This window comes from Streptomyces sp. NPDC054770 (assembly GCF_053611985.1).
The window spans coordinates 14,668-32,813 of record NZ_JBSHBL010000064.1 but is presented as its reverse complement, the minus strand read 5'-3'; the positions used below and the strand labels follow the sequence as shown (position 1 = coordinate 32,813).

The window sequence follows — 18,146 nt, the reverse complement described above, 5'->3', positions numbered from 1 at the left end:
GTGCACCGAGCATACCGATGTACACAAGATCTACCCCTTCACGGTCGTGCACATCCCGCACTACGTAAGTCATGTTGACTCGGTTCACAGGCTCTGGTCTCATTGACTCGTCACTCCGACCCGCTCCTCCGAGAAGGACTCCTGATGCGCCTCCCGTCCCGTGCCGTGATGCTCATAGCCGCTGCCGCGACCCTTCCGCTGGCCCTGACCGCCTGCTCCTCCGCATCCACCGGTTCCACCACCGACTCCGGTACCGGCACGAACGCCCAGCCGGCCAAGGCGAAGGACCCCAATGCCGGTCTGCTCACGGGTACACAGCTGAAGAAGGCGCTGGCGCCCGCCTCGGCCTTCCCGTCCGGGCTCACCCTCGAATCCGACGGTTCCGCGGACAGCGGCGGCCGGTTCCTCTCCCCCGCCACCCGGAAGGCGGGAAAGCCGGACTGCACCAGACTGGAGACCACGTCCTGGATCCAGGTGTCCGGCTACAAGGGCGGGGTGTCGTTCGCGCAGAACGGCTACGCGGACAAGACCGAGGAAGTGGACCAGGAGATCGACGCCTTCCAGGGCACCACGGCGGCCGACGTGATGAAGGCCCTGCGGACGGTGGCCGCCGAGTGCGCCACGTACACGGACACCGACGCGCACGCCAAGGTGAAGCTCACCGGCAGCGCCACGGCCGGACTCGGCGACGAGGCCTACACGATGACGCTGACGAGCGGCTACTGGGAGAACGGCACCACGCTGATCGCGGCCCGTTCCGGCACCTCCGTGGTCACCGTGCTGTCCACGGCGGGCGGCGACAACGGCGCCGCGTCCGCGAAGAAGGTGACGACGACGATCCTTTCGGCGCTGAAGAAGTAGCCGAAGCAGTAGCCGAAGAAACAGCCGAAGAAGCAGGCGGCGCGGGCGGCCTGGTCCGAGCCCGGCGCCGACGCCCCACCACCGTTCCGTTCCCGTGAAGGATGCCGATGCGCCTGACGTCCCGCCCCGCCGGCCGGGCGGCCGCCGGGGAGACCGCCGTACGAGAACGGGGCGTGCCCGGAACACCGCTGCGTGCCGGGCTCGTTCTCGGCCTGCTGCTCGGGTTCTACCTGCTGGCCCTGCTCCTCCTCGTCGCGCTGGCGGTCCTGGACGTCTTCCTGGCCCGGGACGGGAGCTTCACGGTCATGGCCGTCGAGGGCTACCTCGGCTCGCTGGCGATCGCCTGGTGCGTGGTGCGGGTCGTCCTGCTCAGCCGCGGCCCCGGGGACGGGCAGGACGAGGTGCCCGGTGTGTCACTGGCGCCGCGGGAGCAGCCGGAGCTGTGGCGGCGTGTGCGGGACCTGGCCGAGCGGGTGGGCACCCGGCCGCCCACGGAGATCCGGGTGATCCCGGGGGCCAATGCCATGGTGCGGGAGGACGCCCGGTGGCTCGGGCTGGTCGCGGGCGAACGGCGGCTCTTCCTCGGCGTCGCCCTGCTGATCGGTCTGCCGGACGACGAACTGGACGCCGTGCTCGGGCACGAACTGGGCCACTACGCGCACGACGACACCCGGCTGGGCGGCCTGCTCTGGGCGCTGCACGGCAGGGTGCTGCACACCGTGCACACGTTGCGGCAGCGGGCCGCGCGTGAGGAGGCCGAGGAGCAGGCGAGGGCCGCCGCACGGGCCGCACGGCGCCGGGCGGCCGGCAAGCCGCCACCGGTGAAGCGGGAGCCGACGCGGGGCCCGGACCACTACCTGGCCCTCGTCTTCTCCGGGTACGCGATGCTGTGCCTGCGCCTGACCGAGGCCGTCAGCCGCCGGCAGGAGTACGCGGCCGACCTGGTGGCCGCCCGGATCGCCGGACGGGACACCACGGCCGCCGCGCTGCGCCGCATCCCCGTGCTCGACGCCGCCGACGATCTCTACCTGCGCGAGTACGCCCTGATGGGCGGGGACGCCGGCCTGCTGCCGCCGGAAGGGCAGTTCCACGGCGGGCTCGCCCTTCTGCTCGCGGACCCCGCCCGCCGGGCGGAGCTGGACGCGTGGGCCCGCAGGCCGCTCCCGGAGGTGGTACCCGAGGAGAGGTCCCCGTACGACAGCCACCCGCCCACGGCCGACCGCATCGCGGTGCTGGAGGCACTCCCCGACGACGGACGCACCGCCACGCTCCCCCGGCGCCCAGCCCTCGCGCTGCTCCGGGATCCTGACCGCCTCCTCGCCGGACTGGAACGAGCCGTACTGAGCCGGGAGACGCTGTCCTGGCGACGGGTGCCCTGGGCGGAACTGCCCGCGCTGACCCGGCGCGAGAGCTGGGCGCGGGAAGCGGGGCCGCTGCTGGGGGCCATGGCCGAGGTGGCCGACGCGAGGGGCGCCGCCGTATCCGGAGCGACGCACCTCGACCACCACGACCAGCACGACCACCTCGGCCGCCTCGACCATCTCGACCACCCCGGCCGCCTCGACCATCTCGACCACCCCGGCCGCCTCGACCACCTCGGCCGCCTTCTGGACCTGGTCGACCACGGCCTGCTGGACGACATCGCCGCCCGGCTGCCCAGGTCGGAGCAGGCAGGCCGGAGCAGTGGCCGCGCCGCACGCGAGTTCGCCCGGACGGCCTTCCGCTCGGCCCTGCGCCAACTGGCCCTGCTCACCGCACTGGACACCGGGCTGTGCCGGTGGGAGCTGTGCTGGTCCGGGCCCCCGGTCCGGACGGTGGGGCCCGTACAGTTCGCCGAGGCGCTGGAGGAGGCCCTGCGCCAGGCGGTCGCCGATCCGCCCGGTACGGGTCCCCTGCGGGCCCTGCTGTCCGGCGGCGGCCGTGCCCCGACGGCCTCTTGGCCCGCCCCCTCCACCGTTCCTTCCGCCGTCCCTTGGGCCGCCTCTCCGCCCGCCTCTCCGCCCGCCTCTTCCGGCGGCCCCTACCCGAAAGACCCGGTATGAACGTCCTCATCGACATAGCCGGCGCCGGCGTCCTCGCCTACTCCGCCGTGACCGTCCCGCGCAACGCCCGCAAGGCACGGGCGCTCCGGGCGGAGGCGAAGGCCAAGGCGCCGGTCAACATCGACCCCGCCAAGTACGGGCTGGTGCCCGCCGCTCAGCTCGACAGCCGTTTCGCGGGCCCCGATCCCGAGGCCGACGCGATCGCGCAGGCCGCCCTCGCCGGTGACTGGCGGCGGGCCGCCGCCTACCTGGCCGGGGCGGGCCGGGACTGGGACCTGCGGTGGTACCGGCTCGGCATTCTCACCCACGCCGCCGCCGAGGACGACACCTGGCTCAAGGCATGGCGGACCGAGTACCCGGGCGATCCGGCCGCCGCCCTGGTGCACGCCGACGCGCTCGTCGAGCTCGCGGGCAACGTCCGCGGCGCGAAGCTGGCGAAACACACCACGGCCGAGCAGTTCGAGGGCTTCCACCGGCTGCTGGCCGAGGCGCTGCCCGCCTGCCAGGAGGCCGCCTGGATGGCACCCGAGGACCCCTGCCCCTGGATCGCGCAGATCAGCATCGCCTTGGGGCTCGGCTGGTCGCACGACGACTTCCGGGCGCTGTGGGCGGAGATCACCGCGCGCGACCCTCACCACTTCGGGGCCCATGTCAGCGCCCTGCAGTACTGGTGCGCCAAGTGGCGCGGTTCGCACGAGCTGATGTACGCGTTCGCCGAACAGGCCGCGGTCACCGCGCCGCGGGGCAGCCTGCTGCCCGTACTGCGCCTGTACGGGCTGATGGAGCACGCGTTCCGGGAGCCCAAGGAGCCGGTGTACCGCCAGCCGTTCGTGCAGGCGGCCGTGGACGCCGTCCTGGACGCCGTGGAGTGGACACCGGCCGGGCACCACCGGCTGCCGATGGTGCGGCACCTGCTGGCGGAGGCCTTGTTCCAGACGGACCGGTACGCGGAGGCCGTCGAGCAGTTCCGGGCGGTCGGCGGATACGTCGGCAGCCCGCCGTGGTCGTACTCCGGCAACCCGGTCAAGGCGTTCGTCTTCGCCCGCACCAACACCTTCGTGGCCTGGGAGAAGGCGGGCTGCCCCGCCCCGCCGCCGCGCGGTCGCGCCCTGGGGTACTGACGCACGCGGCGGGGGCGGGCCGGTTCAGCGCGCTTTGAAGCGGGACGGCGCCTTGGTCGGGTTGCCGCCGGCGGGGAGTTTCTGGCCCGAGCAGGTGGTGAGGACCTTCTTCATCGCGGCCTTCTCGGCGGCGGTGACCCACAGGCCGTACTTCTTCTTCACGGCGACCTGCGCGGCGACGTAGGTGCAGCGGTAGGACTTGTCGGGCGGCAGCCAGGTGGCGGTGTCGCCGTCGCCCTTGCCTCGGTTGGCGCTCGCGTCGACGGCGAGGAGGTTCAGCGGGTCGTTGGCCAGGGCTATGCGCTTGCTGGCGTCCCAGTACTTGGCGCCCGTCTGCCAGGCGTCCGAGAGCGCGACGAGGTGGTCTATGTCGACCAGGCTGCGGCCGCGCTTGTAGGTGACGTCCTTGCCGGAGTAGGGGTCCGGCTCCAGCACGCCGGAGGAGACCTTGCAGTCGCCGTCGGTGAACTTCACCTCCTTGAGGTCGCGCTTGAGTATGTCGTCCCGGGTGTCGCAGGAGTTGGAGTCGGTGTCCGCCCAGGCGGAGCCGAACTTCTCCCGGGAGTAACCGGTCTTCGGCGCCCTGCCCTTGACGGTCAGCGATTCGGCGGCCGTCAGGGCCGCTCCGCCGCCGCCTCCCGTGCCCTGGGCTCCCGAACTCCCCTTGTCCTGCAAGTCCTTGCAGCCCGCCACCGCGAAGATCACGACGACGGCCAGGACCGCCCCGTTCCTCAGACGCGCCACGTGCGCCCCCTCTTTCTTGCCCCTGTCCGCCTCCGCACGGGCGGATTTCTGCTGGTCCCACGGTAACTGCCGCACGGTTCGGGCCAGATAGGTCACAAAAGGATATATACCCACAACTCGCCCTTATCGGCAGCCGATTGACACCCGGGGCGAAGCTCGGGCCGTACGTCCTCGCGCCCGCTCACTCCCCGCCGCGACCGAATGCCCCCGATGGCGCACCTCACACCTACGGGGGGCGGACTTGACCTTGACGCCGGTGTCAGCGTCCGACGATCCCGGCATGAGCGAGAACATCCGCCCCCAGGGGCCCCGTACCGTCGTCGTCACCGGTGCCGGCACCGGTATCGGCCGCGCCACGGCGCGCGCGTTCGCCGCCGAGGGCGCGCACGTGATCGCCGTCGGCCGCCGGCCGGGCCCCCTCTCCGAAACCGCCGACGGGCACCCCGGGATCACCGCACTGCCCGCGGACATCACCGCCGAGGACGGACCCGGGACGGTCGTACGGACGGCCGTGGAGCGCCACGGCCGCCTCGACGTGCTCGTCCACAACGCGGCGGTCGTCACCGCCGACTCCCTGCGCACCTACACCCGCGCGGCCGTACGGCCGCTGCTGGAGACGAACCTGGTCGCTCCCGTGCTGCTCACCCAGGCCGCGCTCCCGGCGCTGGAGGAGAGCCGAGGTGTCGTGGTGAACGTGACGACGGCCGTCGGCCAGCGCGGCTGGCCGACCGGCAACTCGCTGTACGCGGCGGGAAAGGCCGCCCTCGAAGTGCTCACCCGCAGCTGGGCCGTCGAACTGGCCCCGCGCGGCATCCGGGTGGTCGCGGTGGCCCCGGGCGCGATCGAGACACCCATCGCCGACCACTCCGCGTACACGCCGGAGCAGCGGGCCGCGCTGCGCGCGTGGCAGCTCGACCACACCCCGCTCGGCCGGATCGGCCGCCCCGAGGAGGTCGCCTGGGCCATCGCCCGGCTCGCCTCGCCACAGGCGTCGTTCGTGACCGGCGTGGTGCTGCCGGTGGACGGCGGGGCGGTCGTCTCCTGACCCCGCGGCATCCCGTCAGGCCGGCTCGCCCGCCTCGCGCAGCGCCGCCGCCAGTCGCTCCCGTACCTCCGTCTGCGCCGCGATCCGTGCGTCCAGGACCGCCAGCCGGTCCCGGGCGATCCGCAGGCCCCGCGCCGAGGCGCGGCCGGCACTGACCTCGCCGTCCAGGCACGGCAGGAAGGCCTGTACGTCGTCCAGGGTGAGGCCCGCGGCCAGCAGCCGGCGGATGTTGCGGACGCGTACGGCCGTACGGGCGTCGTACGCGCGGTAGCCGTTGGCGGCGCGCGCGGAGGTGATCAGGCCCGCCTGTTCGTAGTGGCGCAGGGCGCGCGGTGTCGATCCGGTCGCCCGCGCCAGCTCACCGATCCGCATGTCCCGCGCCCCCGTCACCCGTCACCCGTCACGAGCCAAGGATTGAGGCGAGGAACTCCCCGACCCAGCTCAGCAGTTCCCGCCCGACGAGCGGCTTGCCGCCGACCTTCGCGGTCTTGGGGCGGGGCACCAGCACCTGGTGGACGGCCGGCTTGATGACGGTCCCCGGGTACAGGCGCTTGAGGCGCAGCTCCTGCGACTCGCGCAACTCCACCGGTGCGAACCGGATGTTGGTGCCCTGAAGGACGATCTCGCCGACCCCGCACGCGCGGGCGAGCATCCGCAGCCCGGCGACGAGCAGCAGGTTCTCCACCGGCTCGGGCAACTTGCCGTAGCGGTCGGTGAGTTCCTCGCGGACCGCCCTGATGTCGTCCTCCGAGTTGGCGGAGGCGATGGAACGGTACGCCTGGAGGCGCAGCCGCTCGCCGGGCGCGTAGTCGTGCGGGACGTGCGCGTCGACGGGCAGCTCGATCTTGACCTCGAGCGGCGGCTCCTCCTCGATCTCGCCGGTCTCCAGCTGCCGCCGGTAGTCCGCGACGGCCTCGCCGACCATGCGGACGTACAGGTCGAAGCCGACGCCCGCGATGTGCCCGGACTGCTCGCCGCCGAGCAGGTTGCCGGCGCCGCGGATCTCCAGGTCCTTCATCGCCACATACATGCCGGCGCCCATCTCGGTGTGCTGGGCGATGGTCGCGAGCCGTTCGTGCGCGGTCTCGGTCAGCGGCTTCTCCGGCGGGTACAGGAAGTACGCGTACCCGCGCTCGCGCCCCCGGCCGACCCGGCCGCGCAGCTGGTGCAGCTGGGAGAGGCCGAAGGTGTCGCCGCGTTCCACGATGAGCGTGTTGGCGTTGGAGATGTCGATGCCGGACTCGACGATCGTGGTCGAGACCAGGACGTCGAACTTCTTCTCCCAGAAGTCGACGACGACCTGTTCCAGCGCCGACTCCGACATCTGGCCGTGGGCGGTCGCGATGCGCGCCTCGGGGACGATCTCGCGGAGCCTGGCCGCCGCCCGGTCGATGGACTCCACCCGGTTGTGGATGTAGAAGACCTGGCCCTCGCGCAGCAGTTCACGGCGGATGGCGGCGCCGATCTGCTTCTCCTCGTACGGCCCCACGAAGGTGAGCACCGGGTGCCGCTCCTCCGGGGGCGTGGTGATCGTCGACATCTCGCGGATGCCGGTGACCGCCATCTCCAGGGTGCGCGGGATCGGGGTGGCGGACATGGTCAGCACGTCGACGTTGGCGCGCAGCTTCTTCAGCTGCTCCTTGTGCTCGACGCCGAAGCGCTGCTCCTCGTCGACGATGACCAGGCCGAGGTCCTTGAACTTGGTCTCCGAGGAGAACAGGCGATGGGTGCCGATGACGACGTCGACCGCACCCTCGCGCAGGCCCTCCAGAGTTCCCTTCGCCTCGGTGTCGGTCTGGAACCGGGAGAGCGCCTTCACGCTCACCGGGAACTGCGAGTACCGCTCGGAGAACGTGCCGAAGTGCTGCTGCACCAGCAGCGTGGTGGGCACGAGGACGGCCACCTGCTTGCCGTCCTGTACGGCCTTGAAGGCGGCCCGCACCGCGATCTCGGTCTTGCCGTAGCCGACGTCGCCGCAGATCAGGCGGTCCATGGGGACCGACTTCTCCATGTCGTCCTTGACCTCGGCGATGGTGGTCAGCTGGTCGGGGGTCTCCGCGTACGGGAAGGCGTCCTCCAGCTCGCGCTGCCACGGCGTGTCCCCGCCGAAGGCGTGGCCGGGGGCGGCCATGCGCGCGCTGTAGAGCTTGATCAGGTCGGCGGCGATCTCCTTGACGGCCTTCTTGGCGCGCGCCTTGGTCTTCGTCCAGTCCGCGCCGCCCAGGCGGTGCAGGGTGGGTGCCTCGCCGCCGACGTACTTGGTGATCTGCTCCAGCTGGTCGGTCGGGATGTACAGCCGGTCACCGGGCTGGCCGCGCTTGGCGGGGGCGTACTCCACGACCAGGTACTCGCGGGTGGCGCCCTGGACGGTGCGCTGCACCATCTCGATGTAGCGGCCGACGCCGTGCTGCTCGTGGACGATGTAGTCGCCCGCCTCCAGGGTGAGCGGGTCGATGGTCTTGCGGCGGCGGGCCGGCATCCGGGCGCCGTCCTTGCCGGCCGCCTTCTGGCCGGTCAGGTCGGTCTCGGTGAGGACGGCGAGTCTGAGCGCCGGATCGACGAAGCCGTAGTCGATCGAGCCGCACGACACGTGCACGACCGAGGGGCTGAGGTCGCCCAGGTCGACGTCGAGGCGGGCCGCGATGCCCTCGCCGCCGAGCACCTCGACGGTGCGGGAGGCGGGGCCGTGGCCCTCGGTGACGTACACCGTGCGCCAGCCGTCGGCCAGCCAGCCCTTGGTGTCGGCGAGCGCCTTCGCGGTGTCGCCGCGGTAGGTCTCGGGGGCGTGCATGCCCAGCTTGAGGGTGTCGGCGGACAGCTCCTCGTCGGCGGCGAACGGCGACACCGACCACCACATCATGTCCAGCTCGCGGGCGCGGTCGCGGACGTCCGCGATCGACCACAGGGAGGCCGCGCCGACGTCGATGGGTGCCTCGCCGCCGCCGGCGGTGGCCGCCCAGGAGGCCTGCAGGAACTCCTGGCTCGTCGCCACCAGGTCGGCGGCGCGCGTGCGGACCCGCTCCGGGTCGCACACGACGGCCATCGCGCCCTTGGGCAGCACGTCGAGCAGCAGCTCCATGTCGTCGACCAGGACCGGGGCGAGGGACTCCATGCCCTCGACCGCGATCCCCTCGGCGATCTTGTTCAGCAGCTCGCCGAGCTCCGGGTGCTCCTCGGCGAGGGCACGCGCGCGTGCGCGGACGTCCTCGGTCAGCAGCAGCTCGCGGCAGGGGGGCGCCCACAGGCCGTGCTCGGCGACCTCCAGGGAGCGCTGGTCGGCGACCTTGAAGTAGCGGATCTCCTCGACGTCGTCGCCCCAGAACTCGACGCGCAGGGGGTGTTCCTCGGTGGGCGGGAAGACGTCCAGGATGCCGCCGCGGACGGCGAACTCGCCGCGCTTCTCGACGAGCTCCACGCGTGCGTAGGCGGCGGCCGCGAGGGCTTCCACGATCTCGTTCAGGTCAGCGGTCTGGCCGGTGCGCAGGGCCACCGGCTCCAGGTCGCCGAGGCCCTTGACCTGCGGCTGGAGCACGGAGCGTACGGGCGCGACGACGACGGAGACCGGGCCGGTCTCGGGGTCGTCGGGGCGGGGGTGGGCGAGGCGGCGCAGGACGGCGAGGCGGCGGCCCACGGTGTCGCTGCGCGGGCTGAGGCGCTCGTGCGGGAGCGTCTCCCAGGAGGGGTACTCCACGACGCCCTCGGCCGGCAGCAGGGTGCGCAGCGCCGACGCCAGGTCCTCGGCCTCGCGGCCGGTGGCGGTGACCGCGAGCACGGGGCGGCCGGCCTCGCGGGCCAGGGCGGCGAGCGCGAGGGGGCGGGCGGCGGGGGGGCCGACCAGGTCGACGTGCATGCGGTTGCCGTCCGCGGCCGCCTTGATCGCTTCCGCGAGGGCGGGGTCCTTGACGACGGCGTCGAGCAGACCGTGCAGGCTCATTCAGGGCGGCTTTCGTCGGGGGGTGGGCAACGCGAAGTGCCCGGCGCGGGCTGCGACCGGGGGGTCTCCAGCCTACGACTACGCGGGCGCGGGTGCCGGGGCTGTGGATAACCTCCGTCGCCCTGTGAGGTGCCGTGCGCCCCGGTCGCCGTACCAGGGGGCTCCGCCCCCTGGACCCCCGAAGCCTATGCCCACCCACCACCCGACTCGGCGAGTCGAAAAGCGAGACTTGAAAAACAAAAAAGACAAAGGCACGCCCGCCACTCGACCCGGTCGATGGAGAAGCCGGCCCCGACTCGGTCAGTCGAAAGGGCGGACGGACACGGTCGAAGGGGCGGCCCCCGACACGGTCGATCGAAAGACCAGGCCGGACACGGACGACCGAAAGACCAGACCCGACTCAGCCGGTCGAACGGCCAGGCCCGACTCGACCGACCGAAAGACCGGACCCGGCTCAGCCGACCGAAAGACCAGACCCGACACGGTCGGCCGAAAGACCAGACCCGACACGGTCGGCCGAAAGACCAGACCCAACTCAGCCGACCGAAAGACCAGACCCGACACGGTCGGCCGAAAGACCAGACCCGACCCGGTCGGCCGAAAGACCAGGCCCGACTCGGTCGGTCGAAAGGCCAGGCTCGGGAGATGTGAAGGCGCCCGGCGACGAGGAGTCTCTCAGGGCTCCTCGGCGCCGGGCGTTCCCCCGCAACCCCCGTGTGCGGTGGTCTCTTCTGTTCTGTTGGTTCAGTCCGTCGCGATGGCGTTCAGGACGTTCATGCGGCCCGCGCGGAACGCCGGGATCAGGGCGGCGAACAGGCCCACGAAGGCCGAGCCGATGAAGACGCCGATGATCGTCGGCCAGGGGATCTCCAGGACCTTCAGGCCCTGCAGGGCGAGCAGCTTCTGGGCCGTGGCGCCCCAGCCCATGCCCAGGCCGAGGCCCAGCAGGGCGCCGAAGAGGGCGATCACCACGGACTCCATGCGGATCATGCGGCGCAGCTGGCGGCGGGAGAGGCCGATCGCCCGCATCAGGCCGATCTCGCGGGTCCGCTCGACCACCGACAGGGCGAGGGTGTTCACGACTCCGAGGACCGCGACGATGATCGCCAGGGCGAGCAGGCCGTAGATCAGGTTCAGCAGCTGGCCGATCTGGTCCTTGAGCGCCTTCTTGTAGTCGGTCTGGTCGCGCACGGTGTACTGCGGGTAGTCGTGCAGCGCGGACTTGAGCGCCTTGTACGCGGCGTCCTGCCCCCCGTCCTTGGCGGTGGCGAAGACCAGGTCGTCGAGCGGCATCTTGGCGGCCGGCACGTACTTGGCGAGCGTGGTGATGTTCGTGTACTTGGAGCCGGCGTCGATGAGGCCGTCGCTGCTGGTGATCGCCCGGACCGTGAGGTGGGCCGTGCGGCCGTCCTTGAAGCTGACGGCGATCTTCGAGCCGAGGTGGATGCCGTGCGCCTTGGCGAACTTGTCGTACACGGACATCGAGTCGGGCAGGTAGGCGTCCTTGAGGTCACCGGCGACGGTCTTGGTGCGCAGGTCGGTCGCGTAGGTGGGGTCGGCCGCCGTGATGTCGGTGTCCTTGAGGGTCTTGCCGTCGGGGGTGGTGTAGTCGGCGGTGGTGGTGCGGTACTCGGTGACACGGGCGAGTCCCGGCACGTCCTTGACGGCCTTGACCGCCTGCGGGGTGATCCGCTGGCCGCTGTCGGACTGGATGATGAAGTCCGTGCCGACGGTCTTGTCGAGCTGGTCGGAGGCGGAGGCGACCATGGAGGAGCCGACCACCGAGAGGCAGGCGACCAGCGCGAGCCCGATCATCAGGGCGGCGCCCGTGGCACCGGTGCGGCGCGGGTTGCGCAGCGCGTTGCGTTCGGCCATGCGTCCGACCGGGCCGAACATCCGCAGCAGGACGGCGCCCAGAACCCGTACGACAGCGCCCGCGAGCAGCGGGCCGATGACGACGAACCCGATGAGCGAGAGCACGATGCCGAGACCGAGCCAGGCCGAGCCCGCCTTGGCCTTGTCCGCGGCCGAGGCCAGGTAGAGGCCGTAGCCGCCCGCGCCGGTCAGCACGAGGCCCACCAGGGCGCGGATCCGGCCCGCCCGGGCGTCGGCGGGGGCGCCCGCGTCGCGCAGCGCGGCCATCGGGGAGACCTTGCCGGCGCGGCGCGCGGGCAGGTAGGCGGCGAGGACGGTGACGACGACGCCGAGGATCAGGCCGAGCACCGGGGTCGTCCAGGCGACCGTCAGGTCACTGGTCGACAGGTGCATGCCCATCTGGCCCATCAGCTTCATCAGGCCGACCGCGATGCCGACGCCCGCGCCGACGCCCAGGACCGAGCCGACCACGCCGAGCAGCAGGGCCTCGACGAGCACGGACCGGTTGACCTGGCCGCGGCTGGATCCGACGGCCCGCATCAGGCCGATCTCGCGGGTGCGCTGGGCGACCAGCATGGAGAAGGTGTTGATGATCAGGAAGATGCCGACCAGGAAGGCGATCCCGGCGAAGCCGAGCATCGCGTACTTCATGACGCCCAGGAAGCCCTCGACGTCCTTCTGGTTGGCGTCGGCGGTCTCCTTGGCGGTCTGCACCTTGTAGGCGGTGCCGAGTTCGCCGACGACGTTCTTCTTCAGCTGCGCGTCCGTCACCCCGGCCGCGGCCGTCACGTTGATGTTCGTGAAGACGCCGGTCTGTCCGACGAGCGTCCGCTGGGCGGTCTTCGTGTCCAGGTAGAAGATCGCGGCACCGGGGTTGGTGACGGTGAAGTCGGCGATGCCGGAGATCTTCGCGGTGTGCGTGCCGACCGCGCTGATCACGCCGATCTCGTCGCCCAGCTTGAGGTGGTGCTTGTCGGCGGTGTCGGCGTCCACCATGACCTGGCCGGAGTTCTCCGGCGCCGTACCGGAGGTGATCTTCATGGTGCGGGCGTCGTTGGAGTTCCAGCTGCCGACGATGGTCGGGGCGCCGCTGGACGGCGAGAGGCTGTCCTTGTCCGCGTTCACGACGGTCACGGACGTCGAGAAGACCGTCCCCTCCGCCGCCTTGACGCCGTTCGCGGCGCGGACCTTGCCGACCACCGAGGCCGGCATGACCGGCGGCCGGCCGTTGTCGGAGGTCGTCTGGCCGGTGTCGGAGGCGCTCCTGGCGCTGACCGTCACATCGGACGAGGTCGCCGCGAACAGTTTGTCGAACGTCGTGTTCATGGTGTCGGTGAACACCAGCGTGCCGCACACGAAGGCCACCGACAGCAGCACGGCGACCGCCGACAGGGCCATGCGTCCCTTGTGCGCGAAGAAGTTGCGCATCGAGGTCTTCATGACGGTCATGACGTACGCCCCCGCGCGTCGAAGTCCTTCATGCGGTCCAGGACGGTGTCGGCGGTCGGCTTGAACATCTCGTCGACGATCCGGCCGTCGGCGAGGTAGAGCACGCGGTCCGCGTAGGAGGCGGCGACCGGGTCGTGCGTGACCATCACGATCGTCTGGCCCAGGTCGTCCACCGAGCTGCGCAGGAAGCCGAGGACCTCCGCGCCCGCGCGGGAGTCGAGGTTTCCGGTCGGCTCGTCACCGAAGATGATCTCGGGGCGGGCGGCGAGGGCGCGCGCCACGGCCACGCGCTGCTGCTGGCCGCCCGAGAGCTGTGTGGGACGGTGCTTGAGCCGGTCCGCGAGCCCCACGGTGTCGACGACGCGCCCCAGCCACTCCTTGTCGGGCTTGCGCCCGGCGATGTCCATGGGGAGCGTGATGTTCTCCAGGGCGTTCAGCGTCGGCAGCAGGTTGAACGCCTGGAAGATGAACCCGATCCGGTCCCGGCGCAGCTTGGTGAGCTTCTTGTCCTTCAGGCCGGTGATCTCGGTCTCGTCCAGGTAGATCTGACCGCTCGTCACGGTGTCGAGCCCGGCGAGGCAGTGCATCAGGGTGGACTTCCCGGACCCCGAGGGGCCCATGATCGCGGTGAACTGCCCCCGCGCGATGTCCACGTCGACATGGTCCAGGGCGACGACGCGGGTCTCTCCGGCCCCGTAGGCCTTGACGACCTGCCGCGCCCGCGCGGCAACGGCCGTACGCCCTCCAGTACCCCCGTGCCTGGGAATGGTCACAGCCGATGTCACGGTATGTCTCCTAAGTCGGTCAGCGAATGCACAGCGCGGTGCGGCGCTCTGTGGCGAAGAAGTTGGTACGACGATGAGTCTCGTGGTCCGGCAGGGTGCTCCGCGCTGGTGCGAAGCCCCGTCTTTCCGGGGGGAAAACCCCACCCCCGCCGGTTCGGTCAACCGCCCCCCGACGGCGTAAAGCCAGGTTAAGGACGGAGCCGGTGCCGTCTCGTCCTCCGGCGGAACGAACCCTCCCCGAGCCGTAGTACGGAGAACCCCCTAGGGGATGTCCACCGACGGGTGGAGTCCTTCTCGGGGTCGGCCTCCACCCGGCGACCCCGACAGCGTCCTCCCTCCCGTCGCGTGAGGGTCAAGTGGGCGCACGCTCCCACCAGGTGGACGCCCACTCCCGTCGGCCCGGGGCGGATGGGAAGCTGTCGTACGCGAGATAGATACATGAGGAACACAACGGGAGGGGACCGGCGTGGAGAAGGAGAACACGAAGCCCGCGATACGCGCGGCGGGGCGCGAGGCCGGGACCGGCCGGCGGGGGGCCGTGGTGGCCGCCCTGATGCTCGCCATGGCGCTGGCGGCGCTCGACTCCACCGTCGTCTCCACCGCCGTACCCCAGATCGTCGGCGACCTCGGCGGTTTCTCGGTCTTCTCCTGGCTCTTCTCCGGCTACCTGCTGGCCGTGACCGTGACGCTGCCGGTGTACGGCAAGCTCTCCGACACCTTCGGCCGCAAGCCGGTGCTGGTCGCGGGCGCCGCGGTGTTCCTGCTGGGGTCGCTGCTGTGCGCGGTCGCCTGGAACATGGGCGCGCTGATCGCGTTCCGGATCGTGCAGGGCCTCGGCGGCGGGGCGCTGCAGGGCACCGTGCAGACCCTCGCGGCGGACCTGTACCCGCTGGAGGAGCGCCCGAAGATCCAGTCGAAGCTGTCCACGGTGTGGGCAGTGTCGGCGGTCGCCGGGCCGGGGCTCGGCGGGGTACTGGCCGCGTACGCGGACTGGCGGTGGATCTTCCTCATCAACCTGCCGATCGGCGCGGCCGCGCTCTGGCTGATAGTGCGTCACCTCCACGAGCCGAAGCGCGCGCCGCGCACGCCCCCGCGGGTGGACTGGGCGGGTGCGCTGGCGGTCTTCGCGTGCGGAGGTGTGCTGCTGACGGCGCTCGTGCAGGGCGGGGTGGCGTGGGCGTGGTGGTCCGCGCCGTCCTGCGCGCTGTTCGCCACCGGGCTCGCGCTGGCGGGCCTCGTGGTGTGGATCGAGCGCCGGGCGGCCGAGCCGATCATCCCGGGGTGGGTGTGGCGGCGCCGTACGATCGCGGCCGTCAACCTCGCGCTCGGCGCGCTGGGCCTGCTGATGGTGGCGCCGTCGGTGTTCCTCCCCACGTATGCGCAGTCGGTGCTCGGGCTCGCGCCGGTGGCCGCCGGGTTCGTGCTGTCGGTGTGGACGCTGAGCTGGCCGGTCTCGGCGGCCCTCAGCCAGCACGTGTACCGGCGGATCGGCTTCCGCGACACCGCGCTGCTCGGCATCGGCACGGCCGCGCTGATCCTGTTCGCGTTCCCCTTCCTGCCCTACCCGGGGTCGGCCTGGCAGCCGACGCTGCTGATGCTCCTGCTGGGCGGCGCACTGGGCCTGTTCCAGCTGCCGCTGATCGTGGGCGTGCAGTCGACGGTGGGCTGGGAGGAGCGGGGCACCACGACCGCGTCGGTGCTGTTCTGCCGGCAGACCGGCCAGACGATCGGGGCGTCGGTGTTCGGCGCGGTCGCCAACGGGGTGCTGGCCGCGCGGCTGGGCGGCGCGGGCGACCTCGACTCCGTCACGCGCGCGCTGGACGACGGCACGGCCGCCGAGGCCACCCGCCACGCCATCGCGGACGCGGTCCACGCGGTCTACTTCGGGGCGGCGTGCGCGGCGGCACTGGCGTTCCTGGTGCTCCTGTCGGTCGCCCCGCGACGCTTCCCGGTCCTCAGGGACTGACTCCCGCCCCACCGGTTAACGCGGATAACACCCCAGGTCAGACACGTTCAGGTGAAGTAAGCGCATACCGGCCGGACAGTTACCGGAAAAGGCCGCACGCCCTGGATACCTGCGAGTAACGTGCGTCCCCCGCTCCCCCCTCTCCCTGCGGTCCGCCGCCACGGACCCGAGCCACGCAAGGAGCACCGGGATGTCCCACGACCCTGCCACCCCTCCCGTTCCTTCCACCCCTTCCCTCCCCACCCCGCCGGAGCCACCGGAGCCGCCGCACCTCACCTACCCCTGGCAGCCGCTGCCGCCGGAGCCGCCGAGACCCCGGCACGTGCCGCACCGGGAGCCGGTCGGGCACCACAGCGACCTGCGGGTGCTGCGCGGCGCCTACCGCCTCCAGCGGCGCACCGCGGCCCTCACCGCGCTCGGATACTTCACGCTCTTCCTGGTGCTGTCGGCGTTCGCCCCGTCCGTGATGACGAGCACGGTCGCCGACGGCGTGCCCGCGGGCCTGCTCCTCGCGCTCCTGCAACTCCCGGTCACCTGGCTGGCGATCGCGCTCTACGAGCACACCGCGCGCCGCCATGTGGACCCGCTCGCCGACCGCATCCGCCGGACCGCGGAACTGGACGCCAGGCGAGGGGCCGTACGGTGACCGGTTTCGGCGGCTCCGCCCAGTCGATGTCCCTGGTCGCCTTCACCGTCGTCGCCACACTCACCCTGCTGCTGTGCGTGCTGGCCGGCCCGGACCGCGACGACCTCGATGAGTTCTACACCGGCTACGGCTCCCTCTCCCCCCTGCGCAACGGCCTGGCCATCGCCGGCGACTACATCTCCGGGGCCGGCGTCCTCGCCGCCGCCGGGGTGATCGCCCTGTGCGGCTACGACGGCGTCGTCCTCGCCCTCAGCACGGCCCTGTCGCTGATGCTGCTGATGTTCCTGCTGGCCGAACCGCTGCACAACGCGGGCCGGTTCACCATGGGCGACGCGCTGGCCCGCCGGATGCCCGGCCGGAGCGTACGGATCGCGGCCTGCGCGGTGACCATCGCCGCCCTGCTGCCGCTGATGCTGGTCCAGCTGGCCGGTGCCGGCCAGCTGATGGCCTTCGTCCTCGGCTTCTCCAACGAGACCGTGCAGACCGGCTGCGTCGTCGGCCTCGGCGCCCTGATGATCAGCTACGCGGCCATCGGCGGCATGAAGGGCACCGCCCTCATCCAGATCCTGAAGATCGTGATGCTGCTCGGCTCCGGCACCGTGGTCGCGCTGCTGGTCCTCAACCGCTTCGGCTGGGACCCGGGCGCCCTGCTCACCGCGGCGGCCAGGGGCAGCGGCGCCGGCAACGCCTTCCTGCGCTCGGGCCTCCAGTTCACCGGCGGTCCCGCGCCCCGCCTGGACATGATCAGTTCGGAGCTGACCGTCGTCCTCGGCGGCGCCTGCCTGCCGCACATCACCATGCGCATGTACACCGCCTCCAGCGCCCGCCAGGTCCGCCGGTCGATGTCCTGGGCGGTGTCGTGCGTGGCCCTGTTCGTACTGGTCGTCAGCATCGTCGGCTTCGGCGCCACCGCCCTGGTCGGCCGTACCGCCATCACCGCCGCCGACCCGCAGGGCAACACCGCCTACCTGCTGGGCTCTCGCGCGGCCTTCGGCACCGACGTCTCGGCCGCGGAGACCCTGCTCTTCACCACCGTCACCGCGGCGATCTTCCTGACCCTGCTCGCCTCCGTCGCCGGCATGATCCTCGCCTGCGCCAACTCCCTCGCCCACGACGTCTTCGCGACCCGCGTCCAGGACATGCCGGTCCGCCGCGAGATGGCCCTGGCCCGCGTCTCCGCGCTCGCCATAGGAGTCCCCACGATCCTGCTGGCGGTCCTGGTGCAGCACCACAGCCTGCAGCCCCTGATCACGCTCTCCTTCTGCGTGGGCGCCTCCGCCCTCGCCCCCGCCCTGGTCTACGGCCTCTTCTGGCGCCGCTACACCAGCACCGGCCTGCTGTGCACCCTCCTCGGCGGCACCCTCACCGTGCTGCTCCTGATGCCGGGCACCAACCTGGTCTCGGGCTCGCCGGGCGCCGCCTTCCCGCACGCCGACTTCAACTGGTTCCCCTTCACCACCACCGGCCTCGTCTCCATCCCGGCCGGCTTCTTCCTGGGCTGGCTGGGGACGGTGACCTCCGGCCGGCGCAGGGCCGCGGAACAGCGCCGGCAGTACGAGGCGGTGGAGGGACGGATCCTGGCGGGGGCGGCACGGCGAGGGAACTGACGGGGCGCGGGACGCGGGGCGCGGGACGCGGGGCGCGGGACGCGGGGCGCGGGGCGCGGGACGCGGGGCGC

Annotated in this window: 12 protein-coding genes; 7 read left to right on the top strand and 5 right to left on the bottom strand. The window is 71.9% G+C overall.

The genetic code is table 11. The features are described 5' to 3' along the window. The first annotated feature begins 144 nt into the window (after window positions 1-144). From ACWGKQ_RS38725 to ACWGKQ_RS38715, 3 genes are all read left to right on the top strand, one after another. Window positions 145-861 (top strand): hypothetical protein, encoded by a 717-nt coding sequence (locus ACWGKQ_RS38725; protein ID WP_453296738.1) that lies wholly within the window; start codon window positions 145-147, stop codon window positions 859-861. A 107-nt stretch (window positions 862-968) separates the two neighbouring features. Continuing rightward, window positions 969-2,903: a M48 family metalloprotease gene (locus ACWGKQ_RS38720; RefSeq protein WP_453296737.1), complete on the top strand. Its 1,935-nt coding sequence runs from the start codon at window positions 969-971 to the stop codon at window positions 2,901-2,903. Then, window positions 2,900-4,024, top strand: a complete 1,125-nt coding sequence (locus tag ACWGKQ_RS38715) for a hypothetical protein (protein ID WP_453296736.1) — start codon at window positions 2,900-2,902, stop codon at window positions 4,022-4,024. The genes ACWGKQ_RS38720 and ACWGKQ_RS38715 overlap by 4 nt, the downstream gene beginning before the upstream one ends. A gap of 24 nt (window positions 4,025-4,048) precedes the next feature. On the opposite strand, the gene ACWGKQ_RS38710 is transcribed toward ACWGKQ_RS38715, so the two are convergent. After that, window positions 4,049-4,768 (bottom strand): HNH endonuclease family protein, encoded by a 720-nt coding sequence (locus tag ACWGKQ_RS38710; RefSeq protein ID WP_453296735.1) that lies wholly within the window; start codon window positions 4,766-4,768, stop codon window positions 4,049-4,051. 280 nt (window positions 4,769-5,048) lie between these two features. On the opposite strand from ACWGKQ_RS38710, the gene ACWGKQ_RS38705 reads away from it, so the two are divergent. Continuing rightward, window positions 5,049-5,813, top strand: coding sequence for an SDR family NAD(P)-dependent oxidoreductase (locus ACWGKQ_RS38705; protein ID WP_453296734.1), 765 nt, complete (start codon window positions 5,049-5,051; stop codon window positions 5,811-5,813). A gap of 15 nt (window positions 5,814-5,828) precedes the next feature. Here the strand turns inward: ACWGKQ_RS38705 and ACWGKQ_RS38700 are convergent, their stop codons facing one another. The 4 genes from ACWGKQ_RS38700 to ACWGKQ_RS38685 form a co-directional block, all read right to left on the bottom strand. Next, window positions 5,829-6,185, bottom strand: coding sequence for a MerR family transcriptional regulator (locus tag ACWGKQ_RS38700; protein ID WP_453296733.1), 357 nt, complete (start codon window positions 6,183-6,185; stop codon window positions 5,829-5,831). Between the two features lie 28 nt (window positions 6,186-6,213). Continuing rightward, window positions 6,214-9,747, bottom strand: coding sequence for a transcription-repair coupling factor (mfd, locus tag ACWGKQ_RS38695; RefSeq protein WP_453296732.1), 3,534 nt, complete (start codon window positions 9,745-9,747; stop codon window positions 6,214-6,216). A gap of 744 nt (window positions 9,748-10,491) precedes the next feature. Then, window positions 10,492-13,071, bottom strand: a complete 2,580-nt coding sequence (locus ACWGKQ_RS38690; RefSeq protein ID WP_453296731.1) for an ABC transporter permease — start codon at window positions 13,069-13,071, stop codon at window positions 10,492-10,494. Continuing rightward, window positions 13,068-13,856 carry an ABC transporter ATP-binding protein gene (locus ACWGKQ_RS38685; protein WP_453296730.1) on the bottom strand — a complete coding sequence of 263 codons (789 nt, stop codon included), beginning with the start codon at window positions 13,854-13,856 and terminating at the stop codon, window positions 13,068-13,070. Before ACWGKQ_RS38685 ends, ACWGKQ_RS38690 begins: the two co-directional genes overlap by 4 nt. A 466-nt stretch (window positions 13,857-14,322) precedes the next feature. Here ACWGKQ_RS38685 and ACWGKQ_RS38680 point away from each other — a divergent pair, with 466 nt between their 5' ends. The 3 genes from ACWGKQ_RS38680 (at window position 14,323) to ACWGKQ_RS38670 (ending at window position 18,075) form a co-directional block, all read left to right on the top strand. After that, the gene (locus ACWGKQ_RS38680) at window positions 14,323-15,822 is read left to right on the top strand and encodes an MFS transporter (RefSeq protein WP_453296729.1); all 1,500 of its coding nucleotides are present in this window, start codon (window positions 14,323-14,325) and stop codon (window positions 15,820-15,822) included. Window positions 15,823-16,012: 190 nt separating this feature from the next. After that, entirely contained in the window at window positions 16,013-16,468 is a 456-nt protein-coding gene (locus ACWGKQ_RS38675; RefSeq protein WP_453296728.1) for a DUF485 domain-containing protein, read from the top strand. Between the two features lie 26 nt (window positions 16,469-16,494). Beyond that, the gene (locus ACWGKQ_RS38670) at window positions 16,495-18,075 is read left to right on the top strand and encodes a sodium/solute symporter (RefSeq protein WP_453296759.1); all 1,581 of its coding nucleotides are present in this window, start codon (window positions 16,495-16,497) and stop codon (window positions 18,073-18,075) included. Window positions 18,076-18,146: the final 71 nt, after the last annotated feature.

Bases quoted from the DNA above. Each gene is read 5' to 3' on its own strand.
- ACWGKQ_RS38725 (WP_453296738.1), top strand. From the start codon at position 145: ATGCGCCTCCCGTCCCGTGCCGTGATGCTCATAGCCGCTGCCGCGACC.
- ACWGKQ_RS38720 (WP_453296737.1), top strand. From the start codon at position 969: ATGCGCCTGACGTCCCGCCCCGCCGGCCGGGCGGCCGCCGGGGAGACC.
- ACWGKQ_RS38715 (WP_453296736.1), top strand. From the start codon at position 2,900: ATGAACGTCCTCATCGACATAGCCGGCGCCGGCGTCCTCGCCTACTCC.
- ACWGKQ_RS38705 (WP_453296734.1), top strand. From the start codon at position 5,049: ATGAGCGAGAACATCCGCCCCCAGGGGCCCCGTACCGTCGTCGTCACC.
- ACWGKQ_RS38700 (WP_453296733.1), bottom strand. From the start codon at position 6,185: ATGCGGATCGGTGAGCTGGCGCGGGCGACCGGATCGACACCGCGCGCC.
- mfd (WP_453296732.1), bottom strand. From the start codon at position 9,747: ATGAGCCTGCACGGTCTGCTCGACGCCGTCGTCAAGGACCCCGCCCTC.
- ACWGKQ_RS38690 (WP_453296731.1), bottom strand. From the start codon at position 13,071: ATGACCGTCATGAAGACCTCGATGCGCAACTTCTTCGCGCACAAGGGA.
- ACWGKQ_RS38675 (WP_453296728.1), top strand. From the start codon at position 16,013: ATGTCCCACGACCCTGCCACCCCTCCCGTTCCTTCCACCCCTTCCCTC.
- ACWGKQ_RS38670 (WP_453296759.1), top strand. From the start codon at position 16,495: ATGTCCCTGGTCGCCTTCACCGTCGTCGCCACACTCACCCTGCTGCTG.